At 58.4% G+C, this 18,273-nt stretch carries 10 protein-coding genes; 2 read left to right on the top strand and 8 right to left on the bottom strand.

Annotated features, from left to right (window positions below):
* Positions 1 to 58: 58 nt before the first annotated feature.
* The 6 genes from CO583_RS04745 to phoU form a co-directional block, all read right to left on the bottom strand.
* Complete coding sequence (locus tag CO583_RS04745) at positions 59 to 1,435, bottom strand: L-serine ammonia-lyase (RefSeq protein ID WP_043558632.1); 1,377 nt, start codon at positions 1,433 to 1,435, stop codon at positions 59 to 61.
* 192 nt (positions 1,436 to 1,627) lie between these two features.
* Entirely contained in the window at positions 1,628 to 2,485 is an 858-nt protein-coding gene (locus CO583_RS04740) for a sugar phosphate isomerase/epimerase (protein ID WP_248630842.1), read from the bottom strand.
* Positions 2,482 to 3,303, bottom strand: a complete 822-nt coding sequence (locus CO583_RS04735; protein WP_248630843.1) for an alpha/beta fold hydrolase — start codon at positions 3,301 to 3,303, stop codon at positions 2,482 to 2,484. The genes CO583_RS04740 and CO583_RS04735 overlap by 4 nt, the downstream gene beginning before the upstream one ends.
* A 92-nt stretch (positions 3,304 to 3,395) precedes the next feature.
* Positions 3,396 to 4,655 (bottom strand): cell wall metabolism sensor histidine kinase WalK, encoded by a 1,260-nt coding sequence (locus CO583_RS04730; protein ID WP_248630844.1) that lies wholly within the window; start codon positions 4,653 to 4,655, stop codon positions 3,396 to 3,398.
* An 8-nt stretch (positions 4,656 to 4,663) separates the two neighbouring features.
* Positions 4,664 to 5,395, bottom strand: coding sequence for a response regulator (locus CO583_RS04725; RefSeq protein ID WP_043558620.1), 732 nt, complete (start codon positions 5,393 to 5,395; stop codon positions 4,664 to 4,666).
* Positions 5,392 to 6,120, bottom strand: coding sequence for a phosphate signaling complex protein PhoU (gene phoU / locus CO583_RS04720; protein WP_227449759.1), 729 nt, complete (start codon positions 6,118 to 6,120; stop codon positions 5,392 to 5,394). Before phoU ends, CO583_RS04725 begins: the two co-directional genes overlap by 4 nt.
* 221 nt (positions 6,121 to 6,341) lie before the next feature.
* Here phoU and CO583_RS04715 point away from each other — a divergent pair, with 221 nt between their 5' ends.
* Positions 6,342 to 7,256: an alpha/beta hydrolase gene (locus CO583_RS04715; protein WP_248630845.1), complete on the top strand. Its 915-nt coding sequence runs from the start codon at positions 6,342 to 6,344 to the stop codon at positions 7,254 to 7,256.
* A 669-nt stretch (positions 7,257 to 7,925) separates the two neighbouring features.
* A complete protein-coding gene (locus CO583_RS04710; RefSeq protein ID WP_248630846.1) occupies positions 7,926 to 8,288 on the top strand; it encodes a hypothetical protein in 363 nt (120 codons plus the stop codon).
* Between the two features lie 114 nt (positions 8,289 to 8,402).
* Here CO583_RS04710 and CO583_RS04705 read toward each other — a convergent pair whose 3' ends face one another.
* A complete protein-coding gene (locus CO583_RS04705; RefSeq protein WP_052348938.1) occupies positions 8,403 to 9,962 on the bottom strand; it encodes a Hint domain-containing protein in 1,560 nt (519 codons plus the stop codon).
* A 241-nt stretch (positions 9,963 to 10,203) separates the two neighbouring features.
* Complete coding sequence (locus CO583_RS04700; RefSeq protein ID WP_249103197.1) at positions 10,204 to 17,841, bottom strand: autotransporter-associated beta strand repeat-containing protein; 7,638 nt, start codon at positions 17,839 to 17,841, stop codon at positions 10,204 to 10,206.
* Between the last annotated feature and the right edge of the window lie 432 nt (positions 17,842 to 18,273).

Genomic DNA, 18,273 nt, shown 5'->3' with positions numbered 1-18,273 from the left:
AAGGACTCACGATATCGTATGAGCTGTGGTGTGTTCAGGCAAGCGGTTCCAGCAACCATCAGCAGGCCGGGACGTTGACAGCCAGACCGCCCAGGGCGGTTTCCTTGTAACGGTGGTTCATGTCACGTCCGGTTTCGGCCATGGTCTTGATGACGTGGTCCAGCGAGACATAATGCGCCCCGCTGTCATCACTCATGGCCAGAGATGAAGCATTGATGGCCTTGACGGCTCCAAAGGCGTTTCTCTCGATGCAGGGGATCTGCACAAGCCCGGCCACCGGGTCGCATGTCATGCCCAGATGGTGTTCCATGGCGATTTCCGCAGCATGTTCGCACTGTTCCGGCGTACCACCCAGGGCGGCCGTCAGCCCTGCTGCTGCCATGGATGACGCCACGCCGACCTCGCCCTGGCAGCCTACTTCCGCCCCGGAAATGGAGGCATTGAGCTTGAACAGCCCGCCAATGGCTGCTGCTGTCAGGAGGAAGGTCCGCAGCCCGTTGGTCGTATATTCGGGGCAGAAGTCCCGATAATAGCGCATGACAGCCGGGATGACGCCCGCAGCGCCATTCGTGGGGGCGGTCACGACCCGTCCACCAGCAGCATTTTCCTCGTTGACGGCAATGGCGAAGAGGCTGATCCAGTTCATTACGCCATGGGGGGACGGGGCAGCATTGGTTTTGGCCTGGAGGCGTGCATACAGTTTGGCCGCCCGTCGCTGGACTTTCAGGGGACCGGGCAGGGTGTCTGTATTGTGCAGCCCGGCTTCAATACAGGCCAGCATCGTGTCGGCAATCCTGTCCATGCCGCGTTCCACGTCCCAGAGAGGGCGGGTGGCGGTCTCGTTGGCCATCATGATGCTGGCAATATCGGTGTTCTGTCGTTTTGTGTGGGCGAGGAGGTCTGCACCACTGCGGAAAGGGAAGGGGACATCCGGCAGGGAGTAGGACATCGTCCGTGCCTGTTCCTCTGGTGTAATGAATCCCCCGCCAACGGAGCAGAAACGCTGGCGGGTTATCAGCGTGCCATCCCGCCCGAAGGCTTCAAACTGCATGGTGTTGGGATGGATGGGCGGGATGGTGGCCGTGTCCAGGCAGATGTCGGTCTGATAATCAAAGGAAAAGCTCGTGCCATTGAGGTTCAGCAGATGCGTGCTTTCAATGTGCTGGACCAGCTTTTTTGCTGCGTCAGGGTCGACATGTTCCGGTGTTTCGCCAGCAAGGCCAAGCAGGACGGCCTTTATGGTGCCGTGTCCTTCGGCTGTCAGGGCCAGGGAGCCATAAAGGGTGACGACAATGCGGGCCGGACTTTTTTCCAGCGGGCCGTCAGGCAGGTCCGCCAAGACATCGGCAAAGCGTTGTGCCGCCCGCATGGGGCCGACCGTATGGGACGACGAGGGACCGATCCCGATCTTGAACAGGTCAAACAGGCTGAGCATGGAAACGGACCCTCATTGCGTAAGACACTCCATCTTTATGGGATAGAATTGTGCCGGAGATAAGCCTTAAAAAATAAATTATTCTGATTATGAAACAAATATCAGACGCTGTTATGAAGGAAACTGTCCGGAGTGCCTGCCATGCACACAGGGCCACGGCAGGAGGGTCTTCCCATGGCCTTGATGGCAGGCTCATCCGGCGCCGGGATGGGTCCAGATATGCTCCAGTGCGGCCCGGCACTGGGTGATCAGGGCAGAGAGGTCGCCCTCATAGAGGCTGTCCGGCACGTCGGAAGAGAAAATCTCCACGGCACAGGCGCCCCGGAATCCGGCATCCCATGTGGCGTGGAGAAGCTCATGGAGGGGGATGCATCCTTTGCCGGGTATGCGCCTGTCTGCGGCGGAACGTGGCGTGCGCCAGTCGCTTATCTGTACGACATTGATGAGTGCCCCTGCACGGCGGATGGCGGCACAGGCCTCTGGCTGCTGCCAGATGTTCCAGTAATCCAGACACAGCCCCAGAGCGGGATGGTCCACGGTCTTGATGATGTCCAGAGCCTGATCGATGGTCCAGATGGCCGTCTCGTAATTGATGGAGGTCGGGTTCAGTGGCTCCAGTGAGAGGGTGATGCCCAGCTCCGCTGCCAGAGGGCAGAGGCGGCGCAGGGCATCGATCGTGCGGGTGATGCACCCTAGAACATCGCCATTCTCAGGGGCCCCGGTATTGACGACAAACGGCACCCCCTGGGTGTAGGGAGCGTAACGGCGCATGCTTTCTTCCAGCCGGGCAAGGCGGCGCTCAGGCTCCTGGGGGTAGGGCATCATTTTGCTGGCCCCAAAGGTACGGACGGCAGGCTGGAAGGAGCTGACCTTCAGGCCGCTTGTTTTCAGCAGCGCCATCTGTTCCTCCACCCGCTGCGGATCCAGCTTGCTTTCACACAGCTCAACTGTCTCCACGCCCAAGGCGGCATAGCGCTGGATGTCTTCCTCAAAGGGCCATGGCTGGGTTGTGAATTCGTTCATTCCGAAGGCGAAGGGGAAACCACTCATGCTGCTGCTCCTTCTTTCATGAAGGTGAGAACCGTCTGATTGAATTTTTCCGTCTCATCGAGAAAGACCATGTGGGAGCTGTTTTCAAACTCCACGGCCTGACAGTGCGGCATGTGCTCGGCGACCCAGCGGGGCCCCGCAGCCGGAAGAACCTTGTCTTTGCCGGCAATCATCATCAGGCAGGGCAGGTCAAGATGGGGCAGGACGTCTCGCCAGTCCTGGGTCGTGTGGTCGGCCATCATGAGAGAGGCTGCCTGGCTGGGACATTTGGCCATTTCTTCCAGAAGCATGGCCTTTTCGTCTTCGGGAAGACTGGTGCTGAGGCAGTCCGAGAGGTTCTGCCTGTCGAAAGCGGACCGGTTGAAAACCAGCTGCTGCTGGAGGAAGGTCAGCCCGGCCCCGTCGTAGCAGGTGGCGTGGCCCAGCTTCCAGTCCGGGGCGAAGAACTGCTTTGGTGTCTGCTGCACGAAGATGGCGCTGCGGAGCCGGTGCCGGCCGAACAGCTCCAGATAGGACCATATGATGGGGGAGCCGATGGACCAGCCCAGCACGGTGGCGTCTTCAATCTCCAGTGCTTCCAGCAGGTCCCGGAGGTCTGCTGCCAGACGGGCGATACGGTAGCCGTGGTCCGGTTTCCCGGATTCTCCATGCCCTCGCAGGTCCAGCGTGATGACACGATACTGTTTTGCGAATGACCCGACATTGCGGTGGAAGAAGCGGCTGGAAAAGGTCCAGCCATGGATCATGATCAGGGGGCGTCCCTGGCCGTGATCCTCGTAATGCAGTTTCACATGGTCGCTGGTGGTGATGTAGGGCACGCAGGGTCTCCCTGTTTCATGGGCCTGTGCAGGCGGTTGCTGCCTTGTCTTCCAACTTGGGGCTGGCCAGCGTCCGTCTGCAAGGGGGGCTGTCATTTTCCTGCTGCCTGGTCCTGTGGGAGTGGGGCGGCCGGGAGCCAGACGTGGCAGGTTGTTCCCTGCCCAACCGTGCTGGTGAAGTGCAGTTGCCCACCATGTCTCTCCAGAATCTGTCGGACGATGGCCAGCCCCAGCCCCGTACCCTGTCCGGCCTCCGCATGGCTGGAGTCGGATGGCGGCGTGATGCGGTAGAAGCGTTCTGTAAGGCGGGGGAGATGGTGGGCGGCAATGCCAGGGCCGTTATCTTCCACCGTGATCAGGAGTCCCGGCAGGGAGGAGGTCGGTCCTTCGGCCGGGGTGGCCCGTCTGGCGTGAAGGCGGACGTGCAGGGTCCGTTCCGGCATTGTGCCGTACCGGATGGCATTTTCGATGAGGTTGAGGAGAACCTGCACCATTTCATCCCGGTTGGCCAGCAGGGTCAGGCTGTCTTCCTGCGTTACGGTCAGCCTGCGGCTGTCGTGCTGGAAACGTGGGGTGACTTCGCCCAGCACAAGGGCGAACAGTTCTTCTGCTTCCAGCTCTTCCCGGGGGTGGTGGTGGCCTTTCATCTCAAGCTGGGACAGATAGAGCAGCCGGTCGATCAGCCGCTGCATCCGTGTTGCCTGCTGGCTCATGATCTCCAGATACAGGGTGCGGGATGTCTGATCGGTCTGGTCGCCTCCCTCTTTCATCAGGTCGATGAAGCCAGTGAGGGAGGCCAGAGGTGTGCGGAGCTCGTGGCTGGCGTGGGCCACGAAGTCGGCTCTCATGCGGTCTACAGCCTGAATGAGACTGCGGTCATGCAGCAGGACGAGGACAAGGCTGTTCCGTCCTGCTGCACCGGGCAGTCTGCGCATGGCGAGATGGACGGAGCATTTTACGGGAACATCCAGCCTGATGGTGGTTGAACAGGGTGCAGGAAGGCCATCATCCATTGGGGGAGCATGAAGGGCGCTATGCAGGGTGCTGTGTGCCGTGGGGTGGCGAAGGAGCGCCCCGAGGCTGTTGCCATAATGGGTCCGTGCCGCCTCGTTGCAGGCCATGATCTGTCCGACGGAGCCGAGAATGAGGGCCATGCCCGGGATGGTATCTACCAGCAGGGTGGCCTCATGGAAGGGCAGAACGCTGCCCGGGGGTGGGGCAGATGGTCTGGGGCTGTCGGGGCGGGTGGTGCCGTGGGGGCGCCGGGACAGGTGCCAGACCATGGCCCAGCCCGTCAGGGCAAGGCAGGCACAGGTTGCCGTGATGATCTCTGGCAGGAGCGGAGAGGCCATGAGACGGATCAGCCGGAGGATGGGCCGTGCTGGCTGATGGTGCCATCATCCAGCGCATAACCGGCGGCCCGTACGGTCCTGATGAGGTCGGCTTCCCCCGTTTCATTCAGCGCCTTGCGGAGGCGGCGGATATGAACGTCCACCGTGCGTATCTCCACATGGACGTTGGGGCCCCACAGACGTTCCAGCAGGGTTTCCCGGGAGAAGACCTTGCGGGGATGGTGGATGAAGAGTTCCAGCAGGCGGTATTCGGTTGGCCCCAGGGCGATGGGACGCCCGGCCCGTGTGACCTGATGATTCTCCGGTTCCAGCGTAAGGGGGCCGAATGTCACGATGTCCTGTACGGGGCGTGTGCGGCGAAGCAGGGCCCGCAGGCGGGCATCCAGCCTGTCGGTACTGCATGGTTTGGTCAGATAGTCATCAGCGCCGTTGTCCAGCCCGGCGATGACGTCCTGCTCGTCCGTCCGGGCCGTGAGGAAGAGGACGGGCAGGTCCTTCAGCCCCGGTTTCTGCCGGATGATGCGGCAGAGTTCCAGCCCGGAGAGACCGGGCATCATCCAGTCCAGCAGGGCGACGTCCGGTCGTTCTGTTTCGAGGAAGGCCAGTGCCTGTTCGCCATCCATGACGGTGCTGACTTGATAGCCCCGCTGCCTCAGGCTGTGTTCCAGAAGGACCCGCAGGGTGGGTTCATCCTCCACGACAAGAACAGAGCCTTTCTGGGGGCTGGCAGGGGGTTTCATGGGCTGGGGGACTCCTGTCCGGGTGGGAGTGGCTGGCTGTCATGGCCATGCGGGCGGGTCGGGGGCAGCGTAGCCCCCGTGACCATGAAGACCACACGTTCGGCCATGTTGGTGGTGTGGTCGCCGATCCGTTCCAGATTCCTGATGATGAAAAGCAGGGAGATATGGAGGCGGATGGTATGGGGATGACGGGTCATCTGTTCCAGGGAATCTGCCGTCATGGCTTCACAGTATTTGTCCACGAGCTGGTCGGCGGCCCAGATGGCATGGGCGGCACTGTCATCCTTGTGGGCCAGGGCATCCATGATGCGGCGGAGATGCTCCAGCACCAGCCGTCCCATTTCGCTCAGGGCGAGGCGGGCGGGGCGGGGAAGGGGCTGTTCCATCTGGCTGAGGCGCCGGGCGATGGAGCTGGCATAATCGCCCATGCGTTCCAGGGCGCCAGCCATGGGGATGCAGGCGACGATCTCCCGCAGATCTGCCGCCATGGGGCTGCGCAGGGCCAGCAGACGGATGGCGAGTGTTTCCACCTTTTGTTCCAGTGCATCCACTTCATCATCCTGCCGTGCTGCCTGAAGGGCTGTCCGGCCATCATTCTCGGCAATGCCTGCAAGGATGAGGGAGAGCTGATGCTCTACCAGTCCCCCCATCTGCTCCATCAGGGACCGTAAATGGAGCAGCTCATCTTCATAACGCTGCACGATATGCTGCTTCTGGCGCATCATGTGTCTGTCCCCTTTCAGGCGGGCTAACCTACCGTAATTCACGGGGAGCGGAAACAGCACCGCCAATCGGGTCACAAGCGGCGGAAGAGTAGGGTTCTTGCCGGGTTCAGGAGAGGTTTCAGCTCTCTTTTACGGAGATGTCATGAATATTTCATGTTTCCGCACGGTGGGGGTGCAGGTAGGGTTTCCGTGTCGTCGTCAGAAGGAAAAGAGGCCGACAGATGAGCACCCGCCGCCAGTTTCTGCAAGGCTGTTCCGCTCTTTCCCTGGCGGTCTCTGCGGGAGGGGGCAGGCGTGGTCTGGCCCGAGGGACATGCCCTGTGAAGGCCATGCTGCATGATGAGTCTGGCTTTTATCCTCTCTGGCCGGAGGTTGGTACCATGGAGCAGCCCCGTGTTGCGCGGGGAGGGCGTGTTTACGGTATTCATGTGCCGGGTCTGCATGTCATGCGGCCCGTCCATCCGAATGGATCGGCTGTCATCATCGCAGCAGGTGGTGGTTATGGGCATATTGCCGTAGGACATGAAGCCTTGCCTGCGGCCCGGTGGCTGGTCTCGTTGGGTGTGACTGTTGCCATTCTTCTGTATCGTCTGCCAGGCGAGGGATGGGCTGAAGGCATGGGGGCCCCACTGGCGGATGCCAGACAGGCCCTGCATCTGTTACGGTCCGGGCAGGTTGGTGGAAGTGGTAATGTGCGGCGTGTGGGTTTCATGGGTTTTTCTGCCGGGGGGCACCTGCTGGGTCTGACAGCTTTGCAGGACCATGATGCGCCACCGGTCCTGCTGATGCTGCTTTATCCGGTTGTCAGTGTTGCGCCTCCTTTTACCGGGAGTCGTACCAGTCGGGTGTGTCTGGGGGATAATCCGACAGTGGAACGGGCTGTCCGCTGGTCTCTGCCATCGCATGTCCGGGATGATGCGCCGCCTTTGTTCATGGCTCATGCGCTGGATGATCCGATCGTGTCACCTGAGCAGGAGACGTTGCTGTTGCAGGCCTATCAGCGGCATGGGCGACCTTGTGAAGACCACCGTTTTGCAACTGGGGGTCATGGCTTTGGTCTGGGGCGCAGGAATGGATCAACAGGGCAGTGGCCCATTCTGGCCGAATTCTGGATGAGACGGCAGGGGTTCCTGTGAACAGCCATACCGTCCCGTTGGGGCTGGTGACATTCCTGCGCAGGGTTTCGAATTTGTGCTGCCGTTATCTGTGGGGAGGGAATGGCGTTGCTTTCTTCACGGGGGCCGGCAGCCTCATCGGGAATCGTATGATTTTTGTCCGTAGTGGCCCCCGTGCAGGATTCGGGTGGCTGTTGGCAACATTGACCAGCTGGCGTCAGGAGAGACTGAATCGCTTCGGGCCGATGGTTCAGAAGACTGTATGTGGAGACTTTTGGGGTGTTGAAGAGGAGAGCATGACAATGGTCTGCTGTTTCTTCATCTTTTTCATGAGCGTGTATGAACAGTCATATATATTACCATTCATTAATTGTAGGGTGTGATGTGGGTCTGTTTATTGGATGTTCCAAGGAATTTTAGCAAAATTTTTCATAATTCAACTTTAAATTTTTGTATTTTAATTTTAATTATTAAAATAAAATGTATATAAATACGAATATATGATCAAAATGTTAAAAAAAATACAAAGTAAAATTATAAAATAAATTGTGCATTTAAAGTTATTACAAAGTTAAACTGGAAGAATTCATCATTTTCCTGTTGACTGTATTTCGTGAATATGGATTTATGACATCGGAAGACGCATATGGGGCTTCCAACTCCTTAATAGAAAGTGTGTGGAGACTTGACATGAGAGCTCTCAGCAACCGCGAGCTGGACAGCGTTTCTGGTGGTTTTGGTCTGGGCAACCTGATTGGTGGTCTGGTTGGTGGTCTTGGTAGTCTTGGTGGCGGCGCACAGAACCCGCTGGCCGCTCTGGCCCCGGCTGCCAATACCAATACGATCCCGGCCGTTAGCTACCCGCAGGGGGCTGCTGCTCCTGCTGCCGGTTTCAATCTTGGTGGCCTTGGTGGTCTTGGGCAGCTGCTGTCTCCTATCCAGAGCTTTACCTCTGCTTTTAGCAATTTCCTGCAGCATCCTCTGCGTACGATCCTGTCTCTCGTAGGGACGGGCATTCAGCAGGCTGTGAACTTCGTCACACGTCTGATCTGATCCCTGTCATCCCGCAAGGGATGGCCGTGGGTAGGGTCTCTGTCCAGTCAGGGCAGGCTCTCTGTGAGGGGATGGTCCGTATGGGCCATCCCCTTATGTGTTTTCAGTGGGTTGTCAGGCAAGAGCATAGGGGCCTGCACTGAGTATCTCGAGCTTCAGCAGGCAGCCATTCTGCTGTTTCATGTCAGGCAGTGGCAGATGGGCTGCCCCGGTGGTCCAGCGGCATGGAACAGGCTCTGTAACATCCCATCCTGTGTTCGGGGCGGCTGTCAGGTGTGATGTCAGGGGGATGTCGGTTCCATCAGGCTGAACGAGCGTTATCTCGCCGACAAGAACGCCCAGGGTTCGTCTGTCATCCACGAAAGGGCCAATCTGTCTGTCCGGCCGGCTTGTCCGGGACTTGATGGTGAGAAAGGATGGACTGTTTTTCAGCCAGAACAGGTAGTGTCCGCCATTGCGCTGATACAGGGCGAGTTCGGTCCCCTGTGGGTCCAGCAGGGTCAGGGCCGGGTCGTCCGTGGTAGCTGGTCTGGCGGTTTCCGGTGGGAATCCCAGCCGGGTTGCCCGTTCTGCCAGTGCAGCATGCAGGGGCTCGACAAAGGCCCGATCCACGTTCAGCGGGGCGGCGGCGTCCTGTTGCCAGTCTTTGGGGCGGGAGTGGAAGGACGCTGGGGAGGGAATGGACAGGGCTGCTTCAGGCGTCGTGAAACTGTGGCGGTTGCCCGTGTCCAGATATGTTTCGGACAGGACACCATTGGCACTGATGATGCGATGCTCATAGGTCTCGATGTGGTAAATGTCGTAGCTGTCCCGTTCTTCCCGCAGGATCGTCCTGCCATTGACGAGCATACGGGCGGGAATGAAGCTGCCTTTCAGCAGCAGGCAGTGCTCTTCGGTAATGTAGAGGTCACGGAAGGGACAGTTCTCCCCGAATGTGTGGCGTCTGATGCGTATTGGCCAGTCGTCAGACGAGGTGGGTGTGACGGATTTCCAGCCACTCCAGCGGAGATGTTCGATGTGTTTGTGACCATTCCGGAAGACATGGATGGCATCACCGGCCCTCAGCTCCTCAATGGGTCTGGGGCCCTGGGGGGTGTCTATCAATGTGCCTGCGAGGTAGCAGACAACATCCGCACTGGTTTGTGGTGGTGCCGGAGGTGTGAACGGGGACCAGCGTCCATCCTGCGGGAGGCCATATGGATTGCCGGGAATGAAGATGTTTGCATGGACCGTGCTGTAGAAGCTGTAATCCTCGTTCATCTGGATGATGGTCTGGTTGGCCGAGGCATCGTAGCGCTGCCGTGTTGTTGTTCTGGATGTCGTCTGGCCGGAAAATGTGAACTGGAATGTGAAGCCGGATGGTGGTGGGCTGACCAGATGGAGGTCCAGGGAAAGATTGGTCTGGAGGGAGGCACCGCTCAGCCCTCCGTAATCAAGAGCAAGCTGTCCACCTGTTCCGGGGTCTATGGTCAGGGAATGGGGGGCAGCCATGAGAGAAGAGCTGACGGTGCCATTCCATGATGCCGGTGAGATGACCAGTGACCCTCCCTGAAAGGCGAAAAACGTATCCTCCTGTGGCAACGACAGGTTGTCAGGCATGAAAAGCGTGGTGTTGATGACAGCTTTACGGGATTGGGGAGTGTACGTGATGGTCTGGTTCTGTGCGACAATCATGAGCAGCTATCTTGGGTGGTATCCGGTTTTTTCGTGGAAACCGTCTGAAGATAGGGGCTGTTCCCTTATCAGAGATTAAGCCAGTCCTTCATAATTACCTGCACAGGTCCAGTCTGTTACGGTCTGTTCTGTACTGTGGGCAGGCGTATCCCCAGGGGGCAGCTGGTAGGAGCCACACCCAACAAAAAGGGCGGACCATGGTGGTCCGCCCTTTTCTGTCTGCGATACCGGAGATACGGGATCAGAACTTCATCTTGAAGGTTCCCGTTGCACCGCTTTCGGTCGACTGGTTGCCGTACTGGCCAATGTAGGACAGATCCAGATCAATACGATCAGTCAGGCGGGCCGTCATGCCAGCATTCACGACAGCCGCATTGCTGGAGAGCAGAACACCGGCGACGTCCATGTCGCTGGTCCCGCCTGTCGTGGCAAAGGCCTCATGCTGGCGGGACCCCAGGCGACCGAAGCCATGGCGGTAGGCTGCCGTGAGGTGCGGCATGAAGATCGTCCGGCCGATATTCAGCGTCGTGGCGGCACGGAAACCGAAGGTTGAGAAGGTGACCCCCGTATCCGTCCCACGGCTGCGCAGGGCGGCCTCGTTGCCATGCTCATGATAGCTGTTGGTCTGCATGTTCACATACGCCACGTTCATGAACGGCTCGAAGACGCCGCGCCCGGTGCGCATCTTGTAGCCCAGTTCAGCGAATGTCTGTGCAGTTCCACCCAGATAGCCACTGCTGAGGCGCCCGCCATAATCACCAACGGCGACATGCCGACGGGTGTTGATGACATTCCAGCTATAGGCAGCGCCCAGCCGCAGGTTCAGGCGGCCCCAGTGTGTCCCGGCATAGGCCCCAACAGTGATGTTGTTGCTGTTGCCGGAGGAGGAGCGCCCCCGCTGGATGTTGAACTGGGAGTGACCATAGGACAGCAGCCCGCCGACACGCCAGTTGCTGCGGTTGATCGGCGCATCCGCCCCCATGATGAACCCGGCCGTGTTGTGGTGCATGAGGGCAGCATTGCCATCCCCGCTGTTATGGCCGAGGGCTCCGTAAGCCTGCCCCCACAGGACAGCATGGTCGGAATAGCAGGCGCCATTCTTTTTATGCGTCTTCAGGTCATAGAGGCTCTGGCCATTATGGCCATAATCGCAGTCGCTGTTTGCCAGACGGTCCATCACCGCATTGCGGATGTAGAAGCTGTCCTGAATCAGCGCCGTACGGATGGAGGCGTGCAGCTCACCGGAGAGATTGTCCAGCGCCCGCCGTGCCTGGTCCCGTGTCAGGCCTGTCATGGCCTGGCTGAGCGCCGAGCTGGGAGCGAGATGGTCCAGCCCCTGGCCGGTGGTAATCTGGTTGCGGGTTTCACCTACCGTGCTGAACGAGCTGGCATTGCGGCGCAGGACGATGTCAACAGCATCGGCACTGTAGGCAAAGGCTGGGTCCAGATAGGCATACTGGGGTGCCAGATTGCTCGACAGTTTTTCGTCAAACTGGCCGTTGACACCGCCGGATGCCGTCAGGACACGGTAAGCCTGCCCATATGTCAGGCCTGCGCCTGCATTCTTCAGCTGGAGGTCCAGAGTCCCGCCCTGCAGATAAGCCGTGCCCGTGACAGCCAGACGGTCGGAGGTGAGTTCATGGAACCCGTTGCCTTTTGCCGTGTCAATGGTCTGGCCCGTCGTATCGCTCGTCCCGCGGATCCGCAGGACAGAGCCCTTGGCCATGGTCAGGTTACCACTGACATGCAGGGTGGAGAGCGCATCAGAGCCGATCGCACCGGGGGCGACCGTAGCACCGGAGACAGTCTGGGTTGAGCCGACGGTGCCGGTACCACGCAGAGTTGCGCCATTGCCGACGGAAACCGGGCTGGAACCATTACGACCATCCACTTCCAGAGTTGCCTGGTTCTGGATCATCGTCGGGCCTGAATAGGTGCTGTCACCTGTCAGGATTTCCGTCCCGCCATCGATGGTCAGGCCACCATTGCCGGAAAGAGACCCGGCGTAGGTGTCACTGGCCTTTGTCAGGATGAGCGTGCCATCCAGCGTGCCGTTGCTGTTTCCTGCGAGGGACCCGGCGGAGGCATTGTTGCTGGTGACGGTCAGGTTCTGGCCATCATGGGTGAGGGTACCGTCGATGGTGCTGTTGTCGAGTATCAGGGACCCGTTGCCAGTATTGGTGACATCTCTTGAAACTGTACTGAAGGCCCCCAGTGTCATGGAGCCTTGGTTGTCGGCAGAGCTGATCGTTCCGCTGTTCTGGAGGGTGAAGCTGGCCCCAGCAGCATTGATGACATGGCCAGCGGTAGTTCCGCTATCCAGCGTGGCTGTTCCGGCGTTGTTACTGACATCACCCAGCCTTGAGTTGTAGGTGGTGAGTGTGCCGGAATTCGTGGTCTGCCCGTTTATCGTGGTGTGGTCGAGTTTCATCGTGCCCGCATTGTCGGCGGAAGCGAGACTGTTGTTGACTGTCGTGCCGTCGGAATGCTGGCTCTGCTGGGTTGTGAAGGTGGCTCCCTTGGCGTTGGTGATGGCCCCTGCCGTCGTGCCGGTGAGGACCGTCTCCCCGGCATTGTTGTCAATGTCCTTGGTCTGGCTTTCATTCAGCGTGGTGGTGCCATCATTGTTGATGACCTTGCCCAGAATGGCATTCTGCGACGTGAAAAGGTGTGTATTGGTCGTCGTCCCGCCGATGCTGACTTGGCCTGCGGTGTTGGCATTGGGGTTGACGTAGGTATCACCCTCGTTTCTGAGGTCCCCGGTGATGCTGCCTTTCAGGGTGAAGGAGCTGTTCTGGCCGATATGGGTTTCACCTGTATAGGTGTTGTGGCCATTGAGATACTCACCCGTGCTCTGGATGTCGTTTTTGCCGCCCCCGAGGATGGTCAGGCCACCCGTGCCGGTGATGGTACCGTTATAGCCATCATGCCCACCGGTGAGTGTCAGGGTGTCATTGAGCGTGATTTTGGCGTCACTGTTCGTGCCTGCAAGCGATTCAGCACTGGCGCCGCCTTGACCGATGGTAATCTGGCCACCATCAGAAGCAAGGGTGTGGGCAATGGTTGTTCCCTGGTCGAGCAGCAGCGTCCCGGCCGTACTGGTATTTGTGGCAGCCCCCAAGGCAGCACCATGTGCTTCCAGAGAGCCCTGATTGGTGTTTGTGACCACTCCGTTGACAGCGGAACCGTTCTGGAGAGTGGAGTGGCCGCCATTGACAAGTGCCCCGGCAAGGGAGCCTGTCAGGGTCAGGTCACCACTCTGCCCGACGGTTGTGTCGCCGGTATAGGCCTGATGGTTCGTGAGGGTTTCTTTCCCCCCGTCAAGAGCCAGCCCGCCCTTGCCGGAGAGGATACCGTTATAGGTGTCATGGGCATTGGTGAGATGCAGGGCACCATCCAGCGTGCCGTTGCCGTTTCCTGCGAGAGAACCGACAGAGGCGTTTTTGTCCGTGACGGTCAGACTCTGGCCATTATGGGTGAGGGTACCGTTGATGGTGCTGTTGTCGAGCGTCAGGGACCCGTTGCCAGTATTGGTGACATCTCTTGAAACTGTACTGAAGGCCCCCAGTGTCATGGAGCCCTGGTTGTCGGCAGAGCTGATCGTTCCGCTGTTCTGGAGGGTGAAGCTGGCTCCAGCAGCATTGGTGACATGCCCGGCAGTGCTGTTGCCATCCAGCGTGGCTGTTCCGGCGTTGTTGCTGATGTCACCCAGTTTTGAGGCAGAGGTGGTGAGTGTGCCGGAATTCGTAGTCTGCCCGTTTACCGTGGTGCGGTCGAGTGTTGTTGTGCCGGCCTCGTTGGTAAGGTCCTGCGTGGTGCTCTGATGCAGGGTTGTGGTGCCACTCTTGTTGCTGACATTGCCCAGGATGGCACTCTGTGCGGTGAGCTGGTTCGTGTTGGTTGTTTTCCCGCCGACACTGGCCCTGCCTGCCGTTGTTGCGTTGGGGTTGATGTAGGTCTGCCCATCGTTGTTGAGGTCCCCGGCGATGCTTCCCTGCAGGGTGAGGTTGGCATTGGGGCCGACATGGGTTTTCCCGGCATAGGTGTTCTGGCCGTTGAGATATTCGCCACTTCCCCCGGTGATGTTCAGGCCACCATTGCCGGAGAGGGTGCCGTTATAGCCGTCATGACCATTGGTGATGGTCAGGGTGTCATTGAGGGTACCCGTGCTTTTACTGCTGCCAGAGAGAGAGCCGACACTGGCCCCACCTTCACCAATGGTGAACTGGCCATCAGAAGCAGCCAGCGTGCCAGAGGCGGTTGTCCCCCTGTCGAGCAGGATCTGCCCGGCCGTACTGCCGTTGGTGATGTCCGCCAGTTTTGCGTCATGTGCCGTCAGCGTGCCGCCATGGTCGTTCGTTACTGTCTTCGTTATCTCGGCACCGTTCTGGAGAACGGACGTGCCGTTATTGAACAGCTGGCTGTCGAGCTTTCCGCCATCCAGGGTCAGGCCTGCCTGCTGGGCGACGACCGTATCACCTGTGTAGGTATTCTGCCCGGTGAGTGTTTTTTCCCCGGCAAGGATTTTCAGGCCGCCGGTTCCAGAGATGACACCATCATAGCTGTGCTGTGAATCAGCCTGCGTCAGGGACAGGGAGTGGTCACCAAGAGCCACATCACCGCCACCCCGGATGTCGGTCAGATTCTGGTCATTGGCGGACTGGCTGATGTCCAGCTTTGCCCCCTTGTTGACATCAACAAAGGAGGAGTTGGTAATGGTACCCTGGCCAGCGAGGGCAAGGGTACCGTTGTTGACGGTCGTGGAGCCGGTGTAGCTGTTGTTGCCTGTCAGTGTCTGGGTGCCCGTTCCCGTTTTGACAACGGATCCCTTGTGGTTGCCAGCATCCCATATGATGGCGGAAAGAGTGTCGTCCTTGTTGAGGGCACCGACTGTCAGTGTCTGGTCGCCCAGAGACACGTTGCCATTGCCGGACAGGGAGCCGATGGACACACCATTGGTCGCTTTCGTGATATCAACAGTGGCCCCATCGCTGTTGTTCTGGACTGTGGCCTGGTCTGCTGTTGCATTGTCCGCAAAGAACACATGCCCGGCATTGCTGATGGTGGATTGAGAGGCCGAGCTGTCGTTCCTGAAGGTGACGCTGGCGTTGTTCGTGTTCGTGATGTTGGCCGTGTCGGCAACGCTCCTGTTGTTGAAATACAGGGCGCTGTTGTCATTGATGACGACATTGCGGTTGCCCATGGAGGCAGATTTGTCCTGCCCGCCATTCATGTTGACGATGGCCCCTGCCGTGATGTTCAGGTCGCCACCTTTTGTTGTGCTGTCAGAGGTGCCAAATGGGGTTTTGTCATTGGCATTGACAACGACATTGGACCCACCAATACCCCAGTTGCCCTGGATGTCCGTCCTGCCCAGATAGGTGTTGTCGGCATTGAGGTTGAGCACCGGCACAGTGCCGCTCTGGGGGCCGCCAGCATTCTGCAGGGCCGTGCTGAGCCCGGAATTGTCCGTGGTGCTCCTGATGGCTATGTTGGCCCCCCGGGGACCAACGATGGAGCCATTGTTGTCGTAAGTATGACCATTGAGGTCAATGGTGGCGCCGTTATATCCCAGAACAGTATTGCGGTTGGCGTTGGTGGCGAGGTCCTGGCCGATCCGCAGCGTCCCCCCGCTGATGCCCAGAGTGCCGTTCTGGGCGCCCAGGCTGGCATCGGAGGTGATTTCCAGCACACCATTGGTGATGACGGTTCCGCCATTGTAGCTGTTGTTGCCGTCCAGAACGAGCGTACCCGTATCCGTTTTTACGAGGGTCGTCGGGTTGCTGGGATCATCCTTGATGGGTGTCTTGATGATGGCAAGGTTGGTGTCACCATAGCCTGAACCATCCCCCACACGGATTGTGGAGACAAGTCCTGACTTGTTGACCAGGGTACCGTTGTTCTGCTCGTACTGCTTGATGTCAGCATCAGTCTGGGTGCCAGACTGGCCTGTGCTGTCGGTGATGTAGAAATACCGGTTGAGCTTGTCCGGGTGCTCCTTGTCCGTATAGCGGTTGCCATACAGTGTGATGGAGCTGTTTCCATCCTTGGGGATGACGGAATAGGAGGACGGGCGGGCATTCTGGCTGAACTGCATGCCAGCCACATCGACATTGCCATCCACCGTCACGTTCTGGGCAGCGTTTTTGCTCTGTTGGATGGCATCATCGGAAGGCTGGCCAAAAATGGCGTATTCCTTGCCCTGCCAGGCGGAACTCTGGCTGCCGTTGGCCGTGGTCCAGTTGGTGGCGCTGTTTGCCCCCTGGGACCAGGTACCATCGCCTGCCCGTATCTGGCCATCAGCAGTTGTCTTGCTGCCATTCCAGAACGCCAGATTGTCCCCGGCATTGGCCGTGACCAGATTGACCTGATGGTTGCCTGTCTGAAGGTAGCTCGTACCCTTGGTGTCTGGTGACAGGAAGGGCTTGCCAGTCTCATCTCCCGTGAACTGATATACATTCAGGGTTGGATTGCTGGTTGTCAGCTGCTTTGCGTAGCGGAAGAGAGTCTGGACACCGGAGCCCTGCTGTGAGGAGAGGTCAACCGCATTGACTGTTCCGCCCAGATCCAGGTTGCCACCGACAGAGATGGATCCATTGGAAAGTCTGCTGGAGCCATTGTCCTGGAGACCGCTGAAATCGGATGTGCCCCGGGTTGTGAGATCATTGCCGATGGACAGGGTCTGCCGGTAGGCAGCAGGCGTGCCGGGGTTGATGCTCCCACCCTGTTCGATTGTTGTCGTGCTGCCTGAGGAACCGATGGTGCCCGTGCCATCCAGCTTGCCACCGTTGCTGACAGTGACCTGCGGCGTACCGATGACAGCACCGTACACATGCAGCGAGCTGCCATTGTTGACGGTCGTGCTGCCTGTGTAGTCGAACTGCTTGCTGCCATACATGTCAACGATACTGGCATTGGCGACGAGGCTGGTATTGCCGGTGATGGTGCCGTTGAAGCCCTGTTTCTGACCCGAAACATTTAGGGTTGCTCCATCCCCCTTGAAGGTCGCTCCATTTGTATCATTGGAGCCACTGTTGGTGATGTTGAGCGTGTTGCTGCCCAGATTGACGACAGCGCCATTGTTGCCCCACATGATGGACTGGACATCAACCGGGTGTGAGGCCTGCGAAATGTCAAAGGTTGAAGGGCCGGAAACATCCCGGTTGTTCAGCTGGACACGGGTGTTGGCGAGGTTGCCATTGCCCGTCAGGGCAAGGGTGGCCCCGTTGTTGATGCTGGTATCACCGCTGTAGGTCTGGGCATTTGTCAAGGTCTTGGACCCGCCGTCAACGGTCAGGCCGCCCGTCCCGGAGATGACGCCGTCATAGGGGCTGCCAGCCTTGGCTGATGAGAGGGTGAGTCCGTTCTGGCCGAGAGTGACATTGCCTGCACCGGACAGGTCCTGCACCGTGACGTTGGAGCTGCTCCCGCTGATGTCGAACGTGGTGTTCTTGTCCACGGTGACACCGCTGGAATTGGCGATGCTGCCATTGCCGGAGAGAGCCAGCGTCCCCTGCGTGATGTCTGTTGCCCCGGTATAGCTGTTGGCGGCGGAAAGGACAGTCGTCCCCGCACCAGCCTGCTCTACGGAGAGGGGGGTGTTTCCTTTACCATCCGTAATGGTGTCTGTGACTGTATCAGTCTCTCCAGCAGCAGGGGAAAAGGTGCGGACAGTACCGCCTTGCTGGGACTGTGCCGTATCATCCGAACGTGCAGGTGTGCTGATGATGGAGAAGGACGATACGCTTGCCAGAAGCAGCGCAATCCTGGCCGATACCTTCATGGAAGAAGATGCCTTCCGCCCATAGGCTGGCACCTGTTCTGAGGGGGCCAGTGTGACAGATGTCGTTTTCCCGTACGAAAAGTTGAGGTCTGTCATTGTGATCGCACCTTCCTGTAGATGTTGCACACGCTGCTCTGTCCGTCTGATGAGATGTACGGACGGGACGTACAGATCATGACTGAAGTAGACTGGGTTTACTCTTGCTTAAGGAACACTTTAAAGAAATTCAAGATACATTTTTGTTAAATCCAAACAACTTGTTGGGATAAGTAATTTTATAGTGGATGCAATATGTGGTTGTAGTGAAGAAGTTTTTGTAAAATTTGCATTGAAGAGAATATATACATTGCTAATTAAAAATTTTATTTGATATTTAGCCTTCATAAAGTCTTCATGAATGGTTTTCAATGGATATTTTTCGTTATTTGTAAGGAGTATCGAGCAGAGCGACCCGGCACTCGGGCTCATGGGTTCTTTTGTGCGTTTTTCCACGGAGACTCCATCATTCTACAGAGATAGTATTCTGAT

Origin of the sequence: Parasaccharibacter sp. TMW2.1882 (assembly GCF_023337635.1) — a bacterium.
GTDB classification, from domain to species: Bacteria; Pseudomonadota; Alphaproteobacteria; order Acetobacterales; family Acetobacteraceae; genus Bombella; species Bombella apis.
The sequence above is the reverse complement of the archived record's forward strand: the minus strand, read 5'-3'. Positions and strand labels throughout refer to the sequence as shown.

What these genes read in the sequence shown, in the direction of transcription:
- CO583_RS04730 (WP_248630844.1), bottom strand. Translation starts at nt 4,655, where the DNA reads ATGGCCTCTCCGCTCCTGCCAGAGATCATCACGGCAACCTGTGCCTGC.
- CO583_RS04715 (WP_248630845.1), top strand. Translation starts at nt 6,342, where the DNA reads ATGAGCACCCGCCGCCAGTTTCTGCAAGGCTGTTCCGCTCTTTCCCTG.
- CO583_RS04705 (WP_052348938.1), bottom strand. Translation starts at nt 9,962, where the DNA reads ATGATTGTCGCACAGAACCAGACCATCACGTACACTCCCCAATCCCGT.
- CO583_RS04710 (WP_248630846.1), top strand. Translation starts at nt 7,926, where the DNA reads ATGAGAGCTCTCAGCAACCGCGAGCTGGACAGCGTTTCTGGTGGTTTT.
- CO583_RS04740 (WP_248630842.1), bottom strand. Translation starts at nt 2,485, where the DNA reads ATGAGTGGTTTCCCCTTCGCCTTCGGAATGAACGAATTCACAACCCAG.
- CO583_RS04725 (WP_043558620.1), bottom strand. Translation starts at nt 5,395, where the DNA reads ATGAAACCCCCTGCCAGCCCCCAGAAAGGCTCTGTTCTTGTCGTGGAG.
- CO583_RS04745 (WP_043558632.1), bottom strand. Translation starts at nt 1,435, where the DNA reads ATGCTCAGCCTGTTTGACCTGTTCAAGATCGGGATCGGTCCCTCGTCG.
- phoU (WP_227449759.1), bottom strand. Translation starts at nt 6,120, where the DNA reads ATGATGCGCCAGAAGCAGCATATCGTGCAGCGTTATGAAGATGAGCTG.
- CO583_RS04700 (WP_249103197.1), bottom strand. Translation starts at nt 17,841, where the DNA reads ATGACAGACCTCAACTTTTCGTACGGGAAAACGACATCTGTCACACTG.